Raw genomic sequence first — 17,946 nt, forward strand, 5'->3', positions numbered from 1 at the left:
CCCCCCCTTCCCTGCACTGTGCCCTGCAAGCAAAATCATGCCGCCAAAAAATTGGCTTTATATTTAACTATCTGACAAAAAAGCATATATCATGCCAGACGCTGCGGTACTACTTACTCAAGAAAAAAAATCTCATGCTGTAACTGCAACTGTTGCTTTAACTGCCAGACTATTTCTTCGGCAAAAGCAACCGAGCATATCAGTATTGGTGCCGGGTTTTGTTTTAACGACGCGACGGCATTGATACGAATATTGTGTACCTGCCTGCCGTGCAAAGCGATGTTTTGATCAACCCAGTTAACCACATTGAAGTGCTGCCTGAATGCACTGTTATCCATAAGCTTAAGCGCCAGCTCTCCTGCACCATAAAGTTGTACGGCGCCCTTACTAAGCCAGGCATCCTTTTCCGCGTGACGAAACCGCAACTGTGCCGGGCTAAAGGGCAATACCTCGTGCATGGCAGTCTTGAGCCGTAACACAAATTCTCGGTAACCTTGACTGTCGACAACGCTTTCCAGCATATATGCTCTGCAGGGCGCTGGCGCCAATAACAAGTGACGAGCCAGTTGCTCCAACTGATACTGCGTTACAGGTTGTTGCTCGAGCCAATCCGACAGCAAACTGACCGCCTTGTGCCAGAAAACCTCAACTAACTGCTGATTTTGCTGTACTGCGGTACGACTTAACGAAACCACACACGCCATCACATAGTTAAACTCACGCGGAAAATGCCGCTGTGCTGCCAACGCCAGCTTATGAAACGGCGCCGTCCCGTCGAGATGCCGCTGAATAACAGCGGACACTGCTTCGACGCTATCTGACATATCCAGCGAAAAATAACACCAGTCCGGATGTACTTTATCATCAAGAATGTAGTCAAACTGGCTCAGCAAATAAGCCGCTGACTTGCCAGGGTTAAACACCGTTGCCGCTGAATTGTATGCATTTTCAGCGAATAAGACACCGGCTATCTGTTGCAACTTCGGCTCAAAATTTTCATCCAGCCTGATAACAGGCCTTGAACTAGCCAGGGCAAACAAATGGTCGCTATAATCACGAAAACATAGCATTACCGCGCCTCTGGCATAATCATCAATGTAAGATGGACCGTCACTGAATACAAAATTGCCAAATTGCTGCCCAAGCCTAACCAGCTCAATGATTTGAGGTCGGTCGTAGTCTGCCGGAAATGGCCGGAAAATAACGTTATATTGTGGAAATCTGCTGAGCAAAAGCGGCAGCCATTGCCTGGCGAGCAGTAAGACGTCGGTTTTTTCCAGCTGCAGGTTAGATAAGTGCAAAATTATGCTGTCTGGTTTTCCCACTTGCTGGCATTTACGGACAAAACGGTCAAATTTAGGCATGCCAAACGGGATCACAGCACAGTATGGTCGCTGGTGCTGTCGTAACATCGCAGGGTAAGCATGCAAAAACGCCGTTGTCGCCATAGGAGAAAAGGGTTTAATAGCCAATACGTAATCAAACTCAAGCAGTCCGCCATATGTCGTCAGCGTTTTTTTTAATGGGATATCCGTACCGTGTGGCAAGCCAATTCTTATCAATTCAACAGGCAGTATTAACTCAGGTGCAAAATAACTCTCCTGAATAAACATAGCATCCAAAGGAGCAGGATACTGCTGGCAATACTGCTCTAACACGGACAACGGACATAAGGTGACCGACAAGCCTTGTACCATGTTCTCTACTGTCACGGCGTCATAACCACTATACACCAGACAATAGCTGAGTTTTTTGCTGTCGGCGGCGACACACTCTGCTACCAAATCCGTTAACTGACTTGCCACAGCAGAGGGCATTAACAAAAATCCCAACTTGATCTTGGATTGTCCGCTCTTCCAGGCAGCTAATTCAGCGGTACAGGCAATCAACTTAGTCATTGGTATCACTTTGCGGTGTAATGCCAAGCAGCTTACAACTTAGCTGATTGTAGTGATAACAATAGTCAACTGCCGCCAGAATTCCGCCGTCTTTTGCCAAAACGTTTTTACGGGCTGGTGCTTTACCATGCTGCCAGTGTGTTTGTGCCAGTAATTTCGCAGGCATAGGCCATGGCATAGTATCAAGCTTAACTAAACCACTGTGGTAAATCTCCCGGAGACAGGGGGCTACCTGGCTAAGCGCGTCCGCACGTTGCAAAATTTCTGTTTGCTGCTGTGCTGAATACTGTGCAAGATATCTGCTAATCGCAACTTTAAAGCCCTGTTCATCATACTCAGCCCAGTCGGTTACTTCTGCCAAATCAGTTATCAACCAGCTCAGTAAGTTGGCCCGGTTAATAGTCAAATCGCGAATAGGCCCATACCGGGCTTTTTGCTGCATTACATAGTAATCATATGCAATAAAGCTGTTGTGACCAACCCAAGCACCGGGAAACAGGGTTCTCTGAGTAAAATCAGGAATGTCATCTGCATATTCCAAACAATAATTTTTCGTCACATTCAACGACACTTTTGTTGCCTCACCGGTTGAAATGCCCGAAGCAAACACGACCAGCATTAAACTCTGTCCCACATCAACCGCAGTTTCACTTTCGTTAAGTAAGGCAACCATAGAGGTATAATCAGGACTGTAGGGTTGAAAAATATTGCCAAAGTGCTGCATCGCTTGCTCTAACACTATGCGCTTCACACAACCAGAATAAAGCTTACCGTAGCTTGTCTTGTGCCGTAATGGGCGGTAAAAGGTTGGTGTTGCAAAGTCTAAACGTCGTTGTAACTCGCCGCGCGTAGAATATTCAGACACAGCAACAGGTTTCATCAGTGGGTGATAATGCCCGTTTAGTAAATCATTATCGCTTACCTCATAGCGTTCAAATTGCCAGCTATAAAGATCGGCTGGTTTTCTTTGAGTCAGGTTAAAAAGTATCAACAGCGCATCCGGACGCAACATAAATTTTTCACTTAGTACAGTGATATAGTCTCCGCGGGCAAACGATACCGCAAACTGCCAATGCCGACACATGTTGAAAGGTGTCTCAGGCCTGACATAACGGAAGCGGGGATCAGTGCGATACGGCTGAAACTGTTCATCACACAGCTTATTTGTACCGTTATCAGATAAAATCACTTCAAACCGGGTAAAGGTTTGTCTGGCAATGCAGGCCAGGCAATATTCAACTAAATCCGGACGGTTGCGGGTAGGAATGACCAGCGAAATAAATGGCACGTCAAACGTCTCTGCCTGCATATTGGCGCATCCTTTAAACAATCGACTTAATGGCAGTTTATCGGCCAACTCATCTTGAAATTTACTTTTATCAGATTAACTTAACTTAATAATGGTACCTGCTCAAGAATGCCGTTAAGCTACCGATAAACATGGTTAGTATGTTAACGGGTAAACAAGATGATTATTGGCTACACCACAGGCGTATTCGATCTCTTTCATATTGGGCATTTAAATTTATTGCGCAATGCCAAAGGTATGTGCGACAAGCTTATTGTCGGCGTAACAAGCGATGACTTGGTGGCGTATAAAAACAAAAAAGCCGTTATTAACTTTGATGAACGCATGGAGATTGTCAGGGCCATCGAATATGTCGATGCTGTTGTACCACAAGAGCATATGGATAAATTCGAAGCCTGGAAAAAACTTAAATTTGACCTCATGTTTGTAGGTGACGATTGGTACCAAAGTGACAAATGGCAGGAATTGGAGCAACAGTTCAACGAGGTTGGCGTAAGGATAGTGTATTTTCCTTACACCAAAGGCACCTCATCCAGCTTAATTAACGATGTGTTGTTAAAGCTCAGAAACGATTCATTTTAAAGGCTGCTAGTAATGTGCGGAATTTTAGGTTGGTTTGAACACCTTTCTGAGCAAACTTTTCTCGACGCACTCAATCTGCAGCGTCATCGTGGCCCTGATGATTGGGGTTATCAACGCGTTGGACATAATCTGCATCTTGGGCATCGACGTCTAAGCATCATCGATCTCAATCCACACGCTAAACAGCCAATGACGGCGGCACAAGGCCGGCTCACCGCGGTATTTAATGGTGAAATATATAATTATCAGCAACTACGGCAACAACTGACGGAGGCAGGGTATCGCTTTCAAACTGAAGGTGATACTGAAGTTCTGATTAATGCCTGGGACTACTGGGGTAGCGACGCTTTACAGCACTTTATCGGTATGTTTGCGTTTGCAATATACTGTCACCGTAGCGGCGAACTGGTTTTGGCCCGCGACAGATTTGGTATTAAACCGCTGTTTGTTTATCAGCACAACAATTATTTTGGTTTTGCCTCAGAGGTAAAATCACTTCTCGCCCTGATGCCAAACCAACCATCACTGGATGATGCTGCCGTCAGCGCCTATTTTAGCTTTCGTTACCCACTGATTAATAATAGCTTTTTCAACGAAATCGTACCGCTGCCGCCGGGGCACCTACTGTATCGCTCTGCTGATGGCCAGACAAGGCGGCAACGTTATTACAACCTGTCGCAGCATATCCCATGTCAAGCTGAACAAATCAGCATGGCAAAAGCCGGTGAACAGGTACGAGCCTTAGTGCAATCGGCTACGGAGCTCAGAATGATTGCTGATGTGCCGGTTGGTGCTTATTTATCCGGCGGCGTTGACTCAAGCGCCATCGTTGCCGCCATGGCCAGGGCAAGTCGTTCAACTGTCAAAACCTTCACCATTGGCTTTAGTGATGACGGTTATAATGAATTCTCTTACGCACGCCAGGTTGCAGAACGCTACCAGACCGAGCACTATGAAATTTTACTGAGTAACACCGACTACCTTAACAATATGCAGCGGCTCATTAAGCTTAAAGATGCGCCATTAGGCGTGCCAAATGAAGTACCACTACTATTGATGTCCGAGCAACTTAAGAAACATGTCACTGTGGTGCTGTCAGGTGAAGGTGCCGATGAAATTTTTGCCGGTTATGGTCGGCTGTTTCGTAGTAGTGATGATTACACTAAGCTTAAAAAGTTATACCGGGGTGTGCTTTCACCGCAGTCTACACTGGGTAAAAACCTGATACAACGCTATGCAAAACGACATTTTGATACGGAGTTGGATCACTTTTTATATCTGTACCGTTATCAGGATTTAACAGAGCATCCGTCGCTGTTTACAGACAGACTGCAACGGCATGACATGCTGCTGCAACAGCGCCAACAATTCGAGCGTCTTTTTGACGAGTGCCCGCAAGCCGACTACGCCAGTAAAATGATGTATTGTTTCGAGCACTTACATTTACCCGGCTTGTTGCAGCGGGTAGACGCGACAACCATGGCAAGCGGCGTTGAAGCCCGGGTTCCCTTTGTTGATCATCGCCTGGTTGAATATGCATTCTCGCTTCCAATGAATATCAAAATGGCCTGGCAATCAGCGCAAGCACAGTTGGCCGCCACTGAGCTCACAGGCGATGTTGTTTCAGAGCAATTTGATATGCCCAAAGCCGTACTCAAACAAGCCTTTGAGCACGATCTACCACACAGTATTCTGTATCGTAAAAAAGTGGGCTTTCCGGTGCCTCTGGCCGGCCAGCTACATAAACCCATGCATAAACTTGCACTTGAGATCCTGCCAGATGGTGTAATGGTGTCAGCAGATATAATTAGCCGGGCAGGGTTGCTTACGCTGTTGCAAAACAATCATACATCAGCGTCGACAAAACAGGCGATGTTGATTTGGATGTTAGTTAACATGGAGTTGTTTTTGCAGCATTACTTCCCTGCTAACAGAGGCCCGTTATGACAAATGTTGATAATTCACTGCATGTGTCCATAATTATTCCCTGTTTTAATCAACAGGTGCTGCTCAGTCGGGCATTGAAAAGCTGCCTGCGGCAAACCCATCAGGCGTTAGAAATTATCGTCGTTGATGACGGCTCAGCGCAACCGATTTACTATCCTCAAGATCTGGGGCCCGTTGATAGCCGGGTTAGCATAGTACGACAAAGCAATGCTGGCGTGGCATCAGCACGCAATCTTGGCATAGCTAAAGCAACAGGCCGCTTTATAAAGTTTCTAGATGCAGACGATGAGCTATTACCAAATTGCATATCGCAGCAAGTTAACATACTGAACAATTTACCCAATCACTTGTGTTTCTGCGGTTATCGCCTGCAAAAAGGCCAACATTACACCGAAGGCGTGCCCAAGTTCGACAGCCTGCTGCAGGGCATTATTATGGGTAACGTAGCCCCACTGCATGCAGGCCTTTACCACACTGAAATAGTGCGCAAGGTGGGCGGCTTTGATACCAGTACCAAAAGCCTGGCAGCCCTTGAAGACTACGACTTTCACTGGAAGCTGGCATTAGCGGACATCAAGGCTGTCACCCTGCATGATATTGCTGTTATTTACCACAAGCAGCCTCAAGGTCGCTCGACTAATATGCAACATCATTTTACCGCCTATATCCGTATTTTGCTGCACCACCTCACAACATTGGTTGCACAAAACACCTTAACTGAAGCGCTGAAAGTAACGGTGATACACAGCCTGGCAGAGTTGGCTATGCAATCAGATAGGTATGAAGAGTGCTATAGCCAGTTTCATACTATGGTCAGTGCCTTTCTATTATCGCCGGTCTCTTTGCGGGCTCAGAGGTTAGGACTGACTATTAGCCAACGCTTAAGCACCGCCTGTAGCGATGACGAAGCTCGTTGGTGGCAATTGCTTGCGACACTGTGTCCGACAATGACCCTTTCGACTGAGCTCACAACACCTGCCTATGCATTTCGATGCGACACCACACCGTTTGCCAGCCAGCAGTTCGATGCACCGGTGCTGGCGCAAGCGCTACACTTGCTCCAGCAAAAAACTGCGGTATGGCTATGGGGTAAAGGTGTTTGGTGCCGATATTGGCTGCATCTTTTGCACACCAGCAATATTGCCGTGGCAGGTATTATTGACAGTCAAGCTCAACCTGATGAACATTATTTAGGTTATGTGTGTAGCCCAGCGCAGAATGTTCAGCTAAAACCCACGGAGGGGCTAGTGATCTGCTCGCGCGATAGCTATTTACATCTACGACAACACTGTATTGAGCGTGGATGGGCTGCCAACCTGGTCGATTATATTGCCGGGCTTTGAGTTAGTTGCTGCCCAGTTGCCTGATATGGTCAAGTATAGCCGGCGCAGCTGGTGTGTCTGTCAATTGTAGTTGCTTGCGAAGCGCCTGGCGGATTGGCTGCCAGCGATCGCCGTGCTCTGCAAATTCAGCCAGCAACAGGCATAATTCTGTGGTATCTGAGGCTACCGGTCCGGCAGTAAAATACTCGTCGGCGACCAAAAAGGCCCCACGGGCATCCTTGTACGTAGCCCTGTCGTACTGGTATAAAAATATAGCTCCTGTATGCAGTAAGTAATCGCTGACAACCGAAGAGTAATCTGTAATTAATGCTTCACTGTGCGCCAGCCAGGGGTAGATATTCATACCACTGGGATACAGATAAATATGTGCAAAGCCCGGCAAAGGTATTACCGCGTGCATTTCATCTTCTACGGCAAACTGCCTGGCGAGCCTGCGCGAAATAAATGGGTGCAGTTTTAATACGAAAGAGCGCTGATATTGTGCGCAGAGCGTTTCGATGCGGCAAAGCTCGAGCTGCAGCTCACTCTCGTTATCTCTATAGGTTGGCATATACAGCCACAGCGGACCGGTGCTGGCTTGTATCTCATCTAATACCGCCTGCGGAACCGTATTACACCAATCTATGTCCTGTGCATCAGTGACGAATACATCATTGCGACTGTAGCCCAGTGCCAGATAATGCTGCGCATTAAATAATGCCGGAAACACCTGCTGGTTATACCACAGTGAACTGGATACAAAACAGGCATCAGGTTGAGGTAATAAGTGCCGGTTACCAGAAATATATTTATAAGGTAAACCATGCCAAAGCTGGACTATTTTCAAATAAGGCCTGAACTGCGCCAACCAGCCACCGGGATATTCGTGATCCAGCACCACCACTTTTGCTCGCGCCAAATACCAACATAGTTGCCAGTCTGATGTTACCAAAATGACCTTGCCCCAATGCGGCAAGTCAGGCTGCCTGCTAATATTGCGGCAAAGCAGTAGCGCCTGCCCCGGTTCCTGACGCTGATGATAACGAAATTGCAAAAGTAAGTTGGTATCGACAAAATCTTCGGCGTAGTAAATGAAAAAGCTCTTGGCAAGCAGCTTACTACAGGTTTTGGCGACCAGCTGCTGCAGAGAATTTTTGAGCAGGAACTTCATTACGCCTAAGTGCCGGCAAGGCCGAAATGTCAGGCTATCAGCTTCGGTTTGCAAAAAAATCGCACCGACAGGTACGCCCCGTTGTACCAGCCCAGACACAACACCGGCTTGGAAAGCGCCTGCGGCAACAACCACTCTATGTTGTAGGCCTAATGGTAAATGAAGTGATGTGATCTCTGGACCTGATTTTAAGTTATCAATAATACCAAGGACTTCAGTGCCAGAGCTTTGCAGTTTCAACAACAAGTTACGTCCAGCAGGGTTTGCCGGTGCAACATAATACTGTTTATCCGCCGACACCGACGCCCCTACTCGGTAATCAGCGGCTTACCATCTGCACGCTTGCCGTAAAGATAATGCACATATACCTGGTCAGTTGCCAGTGGCTGTGCCAAATAGGCCTCAGCTCCCAGTTTTATATATTCGCGCCAGTTTTCCAGTACCTTGGTAATGTCGGCCATATAATTTTCTACATCTGCACCGGCACTTACTGCCAACTTGGTTAATACCGCTGAGATATAATTTGTCGAGCCATGAAACAATAAATAAGCAGGGTTACCTTCAGACGTCGCTATGCTTCGGACAAATGCCCATTGCTCAGCAATAAGCTGCATCACTTGTTCTGGAGTATCTACCTCAGCTTCTACCATTAACTGCCAGCGTGTTAAACTCTCAGCAAATTTGCCCATATCTAACTTTGAAAAAATTTTATCTGCTTGTTCAGACAGATCCGGATGAAAAGCAGCATCAAACAGCTGTGACAATACAGTCGCCTTATCCGGTAAAGAGGTGGGTAATAAAATATTATCAGGTTGCAACGCAGTCGCCCCGGCAATCTTTACACCGTCGCTACAGTTATAAACTTCACATTGAGTGCCGTGCTCTTTAATTGCTTGCTCAAGCAGCTTTCGTGATACGTCAAACTCTGGCTTGGTAAACACCGCCGGCCTAAAATTTCCCGTAGCTACAACGCCACCACCATGCACATCCTGATAGTTATAAATTTGCTTGCCATCCTGTTTGTAGTACGCCGAGCTACGTGAGTGGTGATAATTAACATCAACATAGCCCAGATCAACGCCGAACAGGTATAACAAGGGCTGGCCCAATTTCAGCATAAAATTTACAACCAGGTTCGTCACTGTAGGATACGCATAAGCTAAAGCGGCAGTGTGATAACCGAGCTTATCTAAAGAAGGCTGAAAAACATAGGTAGAAGCCTCGCCCTCTTTGAAACATAATAACGTTTGCTTAAACAACGACGCTGTATCCGGATGAATACCATTGACACTCAGCAAACTAATATCAGCAAGGTATTCTGGATCATTAACTTGAGATACCCAATCGAAGGTCGCACGATTCTGCTCTACCTCGGCATGAAAATCCGGCTTAATGCCGTGGCTATGTAAAGCTTTAAGTGCAGTACCGCAGCTGATGATGATCACGTTGTGCTGATATTGCTTGAGGTAGTCATAAACCTGATCCAAACTAGGTCCGTTGCCAACTATAAATACCGGCAGTTGCCGCACAGCCAAATTCATCTTCGGGGCATCATGTTTTAAATACTTGTGTTGCTGCTTTAAGCTGTGATAGGTGTGTGCAATACCAAAGCGGGCGTGATCATAGTACTCACCTATTGCCAGCACAACCTTCAACTCTGAGCGCAGATCATTTATCGTTTTTTGCATAGTGCCATTAAAATAGGCACTTAGCAGGTAAGTGTTAGCAATAGAGTAGGCACCCACTTTATAGAACTGTGCCATCAAATCATAAAAATACTGGCTGCCATCACCACCCAAGTTCAAATAAATGCGCTTATTCCCTTCCTCTGCCTGTGTAAAAATACTGGCCCAGTCAATCACATACAAACTGGCGAAGAAAAAATCCAGGTTTGGCTCACAAATATATAAATTGATTACCTGATGTTGTTGTAGCAGTAGTTCTATATGCCGGCCGGAGGCAATCCCGAAGATAATTAAAGATTCAATCGTGTCAGGCAATCTGCTACGCTTTTTTAACGCTCGCGTTAAAATAGGTTGTATTTTAAGCATTTGCGAGAAATGCAAATAGTGCCGCAGCTTATAGCTGAACTTTTGGCCCAATATCACGTCGTCCTGGTATGGATGATTAACAAAATAATCCACCAATCCTGCCGATTCAAGCTCAATATCCTGATAAAACAAGGCATTGCGTTTAGAATGAAACAGATTTATCTTATGATTACTATCCTGACACAGCTGCCAGTGTTTTGGCTGGTGTTGACTAATGACCTTGTACACTTGTGGGTAAAACTGCTTTAAAGCCGCCATATTACGTTCATACTTTGCCACGTCCTTAGCCATGCTTTGCAACTGCTGATTCCCCAACACATTACCATTACGTTCGGCAACATAGTCATAAAAATGTTGATAGCCGTCAAAGTGCTGTCTGCTATCAGTTAAATTCGTTTTATCTCCACTGTGTTCAAATACATGCTGCAAAACGCTGTCCATAACAGGGTGAAAACAATGTCGATACACATACACACGGTTAATAGGAGCTGCTGCAGATAATTCCGTTAAATCTTCTGCGAGCCTGGAGGCGTCGTTACCTAATTGCAGAAATATTTGTGTCCCAAGCGCTGCTGCGGTATCGAATAATTGTACCCAGTCATTCGCCTGAACCGTACACAGCAAGGTATCCAGATTCGGTTCGTACACCACCAGGTATTTGACACGCGCATTTTGTAATAGCTCGTTTAACTGATACCCCAGCCCCAGACCAAACATCAACACAACATCAACTTGTGCCGGTAGCGGCTCGGTTGGCCAACTGTTACTGCCGGCAGCTTTGTCTGCACTTAAATCAATGTAGGGAGCCTGCGCACAGAAGCTTTGAACTTCATCCGCCACTTCGGCAAAGGGGGTTTCGCTGTACCACACCCTGCCGGTAGCAAAATCAACAATATTTAACTCGCCCTGGCGGGTACAAAATACCGAATACTGCTGAATAGCATGCTGCTCTATCATCGGCACTACACTTGGGATGTGCTGAGCGAAAGCGGACATATTCGCTTTAAAACGCTGATTGATTTGAGCAGAGATATCACGCTCCAGCTTGGCTTGCCTGGTATCGTCAGTGTCCAGCTGGTAGTTAATGTATTTCAGCATACAGGGCCTGATAGTAAGGTTTAGTTATGTTGGCCGTAGCTGTGGCGGGCACGCCTGCCTTTTTGAATCGTCAGCATACTCTCTGCCACAGCATCTCGTTGTGCCGACAGTTTTGCCATTGTTTTCTGTAACCAGTCAAGGTTTTGTTGTAAAAATTCGGCAGACTCGACCGGTGTATCTGAGGGATCTATAGGGGTAACCAGCAAGGTATTCAGTTTAGCCACTAACGCCGCAGCTTCCTCTACCGAGTAAAACTCGGTTTGAAAAAGCTGCTCAATCTGTTCTTGCAGTAATTGGCATTGCTGTGCTTTTTCGCCCAGGCGCATCAAGCCCCCACAGCTTGCTGCTGAGTCTTTTGTGCCTGCAGCTGATAGCCTTTCTCACGCTCAGACACCGGTATTTGATCCCAGGCCCCTTTTATGGTCAGCAGAATTTCCATTACTTCATCCAGCTTGGCGATACTTTTTTCGCGGCTGGCCTGAATCAGGTGATTAAGCATAAAGTCATAAAGTGAGAACAGGTTATCTGAAATCTCGCCCGCACTCATATCTAACGAGCCCTGCAGCGACGAGATGATAGAAATCGCTTTGCTGATAGCGCCGGATTTGCCGGCATAATCTTTACGTTCAATACAGCCTTTGGCTTTGGCCATGTTTTCCAAAGCACCTTGCATTAACAACTGAATAACACGGTGTGGATCGGCAACGGCCAGGTCATCTTTAATACCAACGGCTTTATAGGCTTTAATTCCATAACTCATGGTGCTCTCCACTAATTCGATTTATTGGTGCCAAATCCGGGCAAACTTGACAGCTGTGCTGTTACCGTGGACGCCATATTTTGCATAGAGCCCAACAGCGCATCTAATGCGGTGTAGCGGCTACGCAAAGTTTGCTCGAAACTAGCTATATATCGGTTAGCTGCCTCTAAATCTTTAGTATTTTTATCAATTTGTGTCTTAAGCGAGTTTTCTTTGCTGGCAATAATACCGCCAGCTTGGGTAAATTCTTTCAGGAAGCTATCCAGAGTTGCACTTAAACCTTGATCACCACCAAAGAAGGCTGCCACCCCATCATAGTTTTCATTTAACGCTTTATTAAAACGGGTTCGGCCAGAATCTGCACCAAATTCAGCGCTGCTGGATATCTCTAACTTTCCATCCTCACGAAACGTAATACCCAGCGAATATAGCGTTGACAATGATTCATCAGCGCCTTCAACCACATTACCTAACAAGCCTCGCAGCTGAGACATGATGTTCTTCGGTAGTTGGTCCGTGGCTAAAGCGCCGCCCTCTGCTGTGACGGTTTTGCCGTCTGCACCTAAGGTACGCTTTTTGGTCAAACCGGCTATTTGATCAACTAGCACGTTGTAGTTGTTAATAAAGTTCTGAATATTCTCTTCAGCACTGGCATTGTCAGTAGCAATATTCACACTGGCATTGTTACCTTCAGGCGTCACAGCTTTAACGGTAAGGGTGACATCCTGAATAACATTACTAAAGGTATTGCTGGCATTAGTAGCAGTAATACCATCAATTTCAATAATGGCATCCTGTGCTGCCTGGCTGACACTCAGGCCTGCTGTAGCGCCTGTTGGCACGGTTGAGACGTTATCAAGCTCAGCGTTATTATTAGTGATAACCAAATCGTTACCCGCGCCTGTCTCATCAGAGGTCAATACCAGCTTGGTGCCGGTAGCACCGCCGGCATTAATAATGTTGGCATTTACGCCAAAATTATCACTCTTTGCATTAATTTTTTGCCGTAATTCATTCAGCGTCATGCCTGCCGTAACTTCGACATCAAAGCTTTTACCGTTGGCAGCAAAGGTTAAAGTGCCATTAGTGGTAGAAATTACATCGTTAGCAGACGAGAAGGCTGCATCAGCACTTTCCAGGCGGCTGCCGGATGCCAGCTGGTTCACTTTAATATCAAAGCTGGCTGCCGCGGCTGTGCTGGACGCTGAGGCTTCCAGGTAGGTTTTATTTTCGGTCGGCTGAGTAACGGTTGCAATTCGGGCATTTAAAGTATTTCCACCCAGCTTTTTTACCGCATCCTGAAACGCCGATAATGCCGATTTCAACTGCCCAACACCGGACAAAGACGTGTCTAAGGTTTTTTTTGTGGTATTAATCCGGCTCAGTTTACTGTCACGCTCTACTTTTACCAGGGTAGAGACTAACTCTTCCAATGGTAAGCCAGACGCCGAACCCAAAAAATTAATACCCGACATAAACCACCTCTACACTTTATTGTCGATTAACAGGCCAATTGACTGCCCCATCTCTTCCTGTAACCGTTTAATATCCCGTGCTACTTTTAACAGCTCCTCAGAGGGGATCTGTTTAATCAGCTCGTCAGTTTCAAAGTCTACCACTTTAATCACAGAACGGCCTGATACATCATCAATGGAAAAGCTTAAAGAGCGCTGATCTAATGCAACGGCCTGGTTTACCACATCAACCGCTTGCTGCAATTCCACTTTGCTTATTTGCTGCGCGCCGGCTACTGCCAATTTGCCCGGTTGCGCTTCATCCGCAGCCTTAGGCTCGGCAACGACCGTTTTAGCGACTTTATCAGCAGTGGCCGTGTAACTGAAACCTGACGCACTGTTGGCATTAATGCTACTCATCTTCAGACTCCTTATCGGCGCGTAGGGTGAGAACTTTATCAAAACTTCTCACCACTACGCGTATTAGTTTAACCCAATAACGATAAAGCTGCCTGTGGCCGCTGATTCGCCTGCGCCAACACAGTTGTACTGGTTTGCTGCAGGATCTGCTGACGGGTCAGCTCGGCGGTTTCACGGGCAAAGTCTGTATCGCGGATCCGGCTGCGGGCGCCAGACACGTTTTCAGAGATATTGGTTAAGTTACGGATGGTAGATTGGAAACGGTTTTGCAACGCACCCAGATCCGCGCGAGCACCATCTATCGTTCCAATCGCAGTATCGATAAGTGCCAGTGCAGACGCAGCAGCATCTACTGTTTCAACACTTAGTGAGGCTAAGCCCAATGCAGTTGTACCATAACCACCACTTGCAGTTAATGATATAGAAATATTTTGCCCCGCATTAGCACCCACCAGGAATGATGCAGAGTAAGTACCGTTTAACAGGTTTTGCGTACCGAACTGTGTTACAGATGCTACGCGGCTCATTTCAGCTTTCAGCGCGGTTACTTCTTTTTGCAGCGCAGCGCGATCAGACGAGCTGTTGATACCGTTTTGCGACTGAATGGCCAGTGTACGGATACGCTGTAAAGAGTTAGTAATCTCTTCCATGGCGCCTTCAGCAACCTGAGCAACTGAAATACCATCGTTGGCATTACGTGCCGCCTGGTCCAGACCATTTACCTGGCTGGTTAAACGGTTTGAAATCTGCAGGCCTGCCGCATCATCAGCAGCACTGTTAATACGAAAACCTGAAGACAAACGCTTGAACGCCGTATCCAGGTTATTACCTGAGTTAAACAACTGACGCTGTGCATTCAGCGACGAGGTGTTGGTGTTTACATATAAAGCCATGAGTCACTCCTTAGTTGTCGGTAGCAGTGCCACTTCCAACTGATGTTTAAAATACGGGTATCCCGTTAACTGAGCCAAGCTGCAACTTGGCTTAACTAGGTTTTCGGCTGCGGTATTAAAAACTTTAGAAAAAAAACTCATTTTTTTGCTTTTTTGGCGAGAAAAATAAAAAGCTATATATTTCAAAATGATAAAACCACCCTAAGGTGGCTTTAATTTAGTTATTCAACACACTTAAGGCAGCTTGAGGCCTTTGGTTGGCCTGCGCTAACACTGAGGTACTACTTTGCTGAATAATTTGCGTCCGCGTTAACTCTGTGGTTTCACGGGCGTAATCCGTATCGCGGATCCTGCTGCGCGACGCCGACACATTTTCACTGATATTGGTCAGATTACGTATCGTTGTACCTAACACATTTTGCCATGCACCAAGCTCAGTACGGGCACTGTCGATACTTAATATCGCAGCATCAAGCGTATCAAGCGAGCTGGCGGCATCATCTGCGCCTAACTGCACCGCTGCAACGTTCAGCCCTGTCACACCGCTACCGTAACTATTGGACAAATCAATTGCAATTTTCTGCCCGGCATTGGCACCTATTTGAAACACTGCAGTTTGACCACTGCCATCAAGCAATTTCAGGCCACCAAATTCAGTATTATCGGCAATATTTTGGATAGAAGCCGCCAGCTCATCATATTCCTGCTGGATGGCCGCAATTTCGGCTGGCGTATTAATACCATTCTCTGACTGTATGGTTAATACCCGCATGCGCTGCAAACTGACGCCAATCTCATCCAAAGCCCCTTCCGTTACCTGTACCAGTGAAATGGCATCGTTAGCATTGCGCACCGCCTGATCTAACCCATTGACCTGACTGGTCAACACATTACTGATCACCAAACCCGCAGCATCGTCAGCTGCACGGTTAATACGAAAACCTGACGTTAGCCGTTCAAAGCTGGTGCTTAACCCCGAGGTCGCATTGCTAAGTAAACGCTGTGAAGCGAGCGATGATTGATTAGTATTTACCACTAACGCCATGCTGCAATTCCTTCTCGGTCAGAGAGTGATGAGCCGCGTTTTAGCGGCTCATCACTCTACCCCAGTTACTGCAGTAAACTCAGAGCGGCTTGCGGCCGCTGGTTAGCCTGAGCCAGCACTGTGGTACTGGTTTGCTGCAGGATCTGTGTGCGGGTTAACTCTGCGGTTTCTTTGGCAAAATCGGTATCACGAATGCGGCTGCGGGCACCTGACACGTTTTCAGAGATATTGGTCAGGTTACGGATGGTAGCCTGGAAGCGGTTTTGAATCGCACCCAAATCAGCACGGGTACCATCGATAATACCAATAGCATCGTCAATAAGTGCCAACGCTGCAGAGGCTTGAGCAACTGTTTCAACACTTAAAGTTTCCAAACCCAATGCAGTAGTGCCATATCCGCCAGCACGAGACAGTCGAATATCGATATTTTGCCCGGCGTTCGCACCAACCAGGAAGCTGGCCGAAAAGCCGCCAGCCAGCAGGTTCTGTACACCAAACTGAGTGGTAGACGCTACCCGGCTCATCTCCAGCTTTAATTGGGTAACTTCTTTTTGCAGCGCTGTACGGTCAGCTGAGCTATTAATACCGTTTTGTGACTGGATAGCCAGTGTACGAATGCGCTGCAGCGAGTTGGTAATTTCTTCCATCGCGCCTTCAGCAACCTGGGCCAATGAAATACCATCGTTGGCATTACGTGCGGCCTGATCCAGACCATTGATCTGGCTGGTTAAGCGGTTAGAGATTTGTAAGCCTGCGGCATCATCGGCCGCGCTGTTAATCCGAAAACCTGATGATAAACGTTTAAACGCTGTGTCCAGCGCGTTACCAGAATTGAACAGCTGACGCTGAGCATTCAGTGATGAAGTATTGGTATTGACATATAAAGCCATCTTAACTCTCCTGCTACCTAATTAAACACTAGCAGCAGCCGCCATAATTGACGATGTTGCTATACTTTTGTGTTACTTATGTATCGGAAAAAAAAGAGAATACTTTAGTTAATTTATAAAAATAGTGCTTAATTATTAATTTCACCTCTAAAATAAAAAAAGCCGCAATAAAGCGGCCTTTTATCCGGATGTTTTCACTAGCCTTGCAGCAAGCTCAATGCTGCCTGTGGCCGCTGGTTAGCCTGCGCCAGCACGGTGGTGCTGGTTTGTTGCAGGATCTGTGTACGGGTAAGTTCGGCTGTTTCTTTGGCAAAATCGGTATCGCGAATACGGCTACGGGCACCTGCCACGTTTTCTGAGATGTTCGTCAGGTTACGGATAGTGGCCTGAAAGCGGTTTTGGATTGCACCTAAATCAGCCCGGGTACCATCAATAACACCGATAGCATCATCGATAAGGGCTAACGCAGCTGAGGCATTCCCCACCGTATCGACACTTAACGCCGCTAAGCCTAGCGAGGTAGCACCATAACCGCCTGTACGAGACAAACGAATATCAATATTTTGCCCCGCATTGGCACCGACCAGGAAAGTGGCAGAAAAACCGCCAGCCAATAAGTTCTGCGTACCAAACTGTGTGGTTGAAGCCACCCGGCTAATTTCCAGTTTCAGCTGTGTCACTTCTTTTTGCAGCGCTGCGCGGTCAGCTGAGCTGTTAATACCGTTTTGCGACTGAATCGCCAGGGTGCGAATGCGCTGCAGTGAATTGGTAATTTCATCCATTGCACCTTCAGCAACCTGCGCCAGTGAGATACCATCGTTGGCATTACGGGCTGCCTGATCCAGGCCATTGATCTGGCTGGTTAAACGGTTAGAGATCTGTAAACCAGCCGCATCGTCAGCGGCACTGTTAATACGAAAACCTGACGATAAACGCTTAAATGCAGTGTCCAGAGCATTGCCAGAGTTAAACAACTGACGCTGGGCATTCAGCGATGAAGTATTGGTGTTTACATATAAAGCCATGGTCGTGCTCCTGCTATTTAATCGTATCTAAAACAGCGGCTTAGTAATTTGCCGTGTTTGTCATCTGATACTTATTTATCG

Annotated in this window: 15 protein-coding genes; 3 read left to right on the plus strand and 12 right to left on the minus strand. The window is 46.7% G+C overall.

Going from position 1 to position 17,946, the window contains the following annotated elements; translation table 11 throughout:
* Positions 1–113 precede the first annotated feature (113 nt).
* Together RNAN_RS06785 and RNAN_RS06790 are read right to left on the minus strand one after the other, a co-directional pair.
* Positions 114–1,898 carry a hypothetical protein gene (locus RNAN_RS06785; RefSeq protein ID WP_040551829.1) on the minus strand — a complete coding sequence of 595 codons (1,785 nt, stop codon included), beginning with the start codon at positions 1,896–1,898 and terminating at the stop codon, positions 114–116.
* Positions 1,891–3,207, minus strand: coding sequence for a glycosyltransferase family 2 protein (locus RNAN_RS06790; protein ID WP_008220132.1), 1,317 nt, complete (start codon positions 3,205–3,207; stop codon positions 1,891–1,893). Before RNAN_RS06790 ends, RNAN_RS06785 begins: the two co-directional genes overlap by 8 nt.
* Positions 3,208–3,366: 159 nt before the next feature.
* Here RNAN_RS06790 and RNAN_RS06795 point away from each other — a divergent pair, with 159 nt between their 5' ends.
* The 3 genes from RNAN_RS06795 to RNAN_RS18655 are packed head-to-tail and all read left to right on the plus strand — an operon-like array spanning position 3,367 to position 7,079.
* Complete coding sequence (locus tag RNAN_RS06795; RefSeq protein WP_008220133.1) at positions 3,367–3,789, plus strand: FAD synthase family protein; 423 nt, start codon at positions 3,367–3,369, stop codon at positions 3,787–3,789.
* Positions 3,790–3,801: 12 nt separating this feature from the next.
* Positions 3,802–5,736: an asparagine synthase (glutamine-hydrolyzing) gene (asnB, locus tag RNAN_RS06800; protein WP_081502274.1), complete on the plus strand. Its 1,935-nt coding sequence runs from the start codon at positions 3,802–3,804 to the stop codon at positions 5,734–5,736.
* On the plus strand, positions 5,733–7,079 hold the full coding sequence (locus RNAN_RS18655) for a glycosyltransferase family 2 protein (RefSeq protein ID WP_008220138.1): 1,347 nt from the start codon (positions 5,733–5,735) through the stop codon (positions 7,077–7,079). Before asnB ends, RNAN_RS18655 begins: the two co-directional genes overlap by 4 nt.
* A gap of 1 nt (position 7,080) precedes the next feature.
* Here RNAN_RS18655 and RNAN_RS06810 read toward each other — a convergent pair whose 3' ends face one another.
* From RNAN_RS06810 to RNAN_RS06855, 10 genes are all read right to left on the minus strand, one after another.
* On the minus strand, positions 7,081–8,328 hold the full coding sequence (locus tag RNAN_RS06810; RefSeq protein ID WP_148275672.1) for a CDP-glycerol glycerophosphotransferase family protein: 1,248 nt from the start codon (positions 8,326–8,328) through the stop codon (positions 7,081–7,083).
* Between the two features lie 209 nt (positions 8,329–8,537).
* Entirely contained in the window at positions 8,538–11,378 is a 2,841-nt protein-coding gene (locus RNAN_RS06815; RefSeq protein WP_008220141.1) for a 6-hydroxymethylpterin diphosphokinase MptE-like protein, read from the minus strand.
* A gap of 20 nt (positions 11,379–11,398) precedes the next feature.
* Positions 11,399–11,704: a hypothetical protein gene (locus RNAN_RS06820; RefSeq protein WP_008220144.1), complete on the minus strand. Its 306-nt coding sequence runs from the start codon at positions 11,702–11,704 to the stop codon at positions 11,399–11,401.
* Complete coding sequence (gene fliS, locus RNAN_RS06825) at positions 11,704–12,138, minus strand: flagellar export chaperone FliS (protein WP_008220145.1); 435 nt, start codon at positions 12,136–12,138, stop codon at positions 11,704–11,706. Before fliS ends, RNAN_RS06820 begins: the two co-directional genes overlap by 1 nt.
* 11 nt (positions 12,139–12,149) lie before the next feature.
* The gene (fliD, locus tag RNAN_RS06830) at positions 12,150–13,613 is read right to left on the minus strand and encodes a flagellar filament capping protein FliD (protein ID WP_008220147.1); all 1,464 of its coding nucleotides are present in this window, start codon (positions 13,611–13,613) and stop codon (positions 12,150–12,152) included.
* Between the two features lie 9 nt (positions 13,614–13,622).
* Positions 13,623–14,012, minus strand: a complete 390-nt coding sequence (locus tag RNAN_RS06835) for a flagellar protein FlaG (RefSeq protein ID WP_008220149.1) — start codon at positions 14,010–14,012, stop codon at positions 13,623–13,625.
* 68 nt (positions 14,013–14,080) lie between these two features.
* Positions 14,081–14,905 carry a flagellin N-terminal helical domain-containing protein gene (locus RNAN_RS06840; protein WP_008220151.1) on the minus strand — a complete coding sequence of 275 codons (825 nt, stop codon included), beginning with the start codon at positions 14,903–14,905 and terminating at the stop codon, positions 14,081–14,083.
* 217 nt (positions 14,906–15,122) lie between these two features.
* Positions 15,123–15,950, minus strand: coding sequence for a flagellin N-terminal helical domain-containing protein (locus RNAN_RS06845; protein WP_008220155.1), 828 nt, complete (start codon positions 15,948–15,950; stop codon positions 15,123–15,125).
* Between the two features lie 65 nt (positions 15,951–16,015).
* Entirely contained in the window at positions 16,016–16,840 is an 825-nt protein-coding gene (locus tag RNAN_RS06850) for a flagellin N-terminal helical domain-containing protein (RefSeq protein ID WP_008220157.1), read from the minus strand.
* A gap of 197 nt (positions 16,841–17,037) precedes the next feature.
* Positions 17,038–17,865 carry a flagellin N-terminal helical domain-containing protein gene (locus RNAN_RS06855; RefSeq protein WP_008220158.1) on the minus strand — a complete coding sequence of 276 codons (828 nt, stop codon included), beginning with the start codon at positions 17,863–17,865 and terminating at the stop codon, positions 17,038–17,040.
* Positions 17,866–17,946 lie beyond the last annotated feature (81 nt).

The sequence above is a fragment of the Rheinheimera nanhaiensis E407-8 genome (genome assembly GCF_000296695.1).
Lineage (GTDB): Bacteria > Pseudomonadota > Gammaproteobacteria > Enterobacterales > Alteromonadaceae > Alishewanella > Alishewanella nanhaiensis.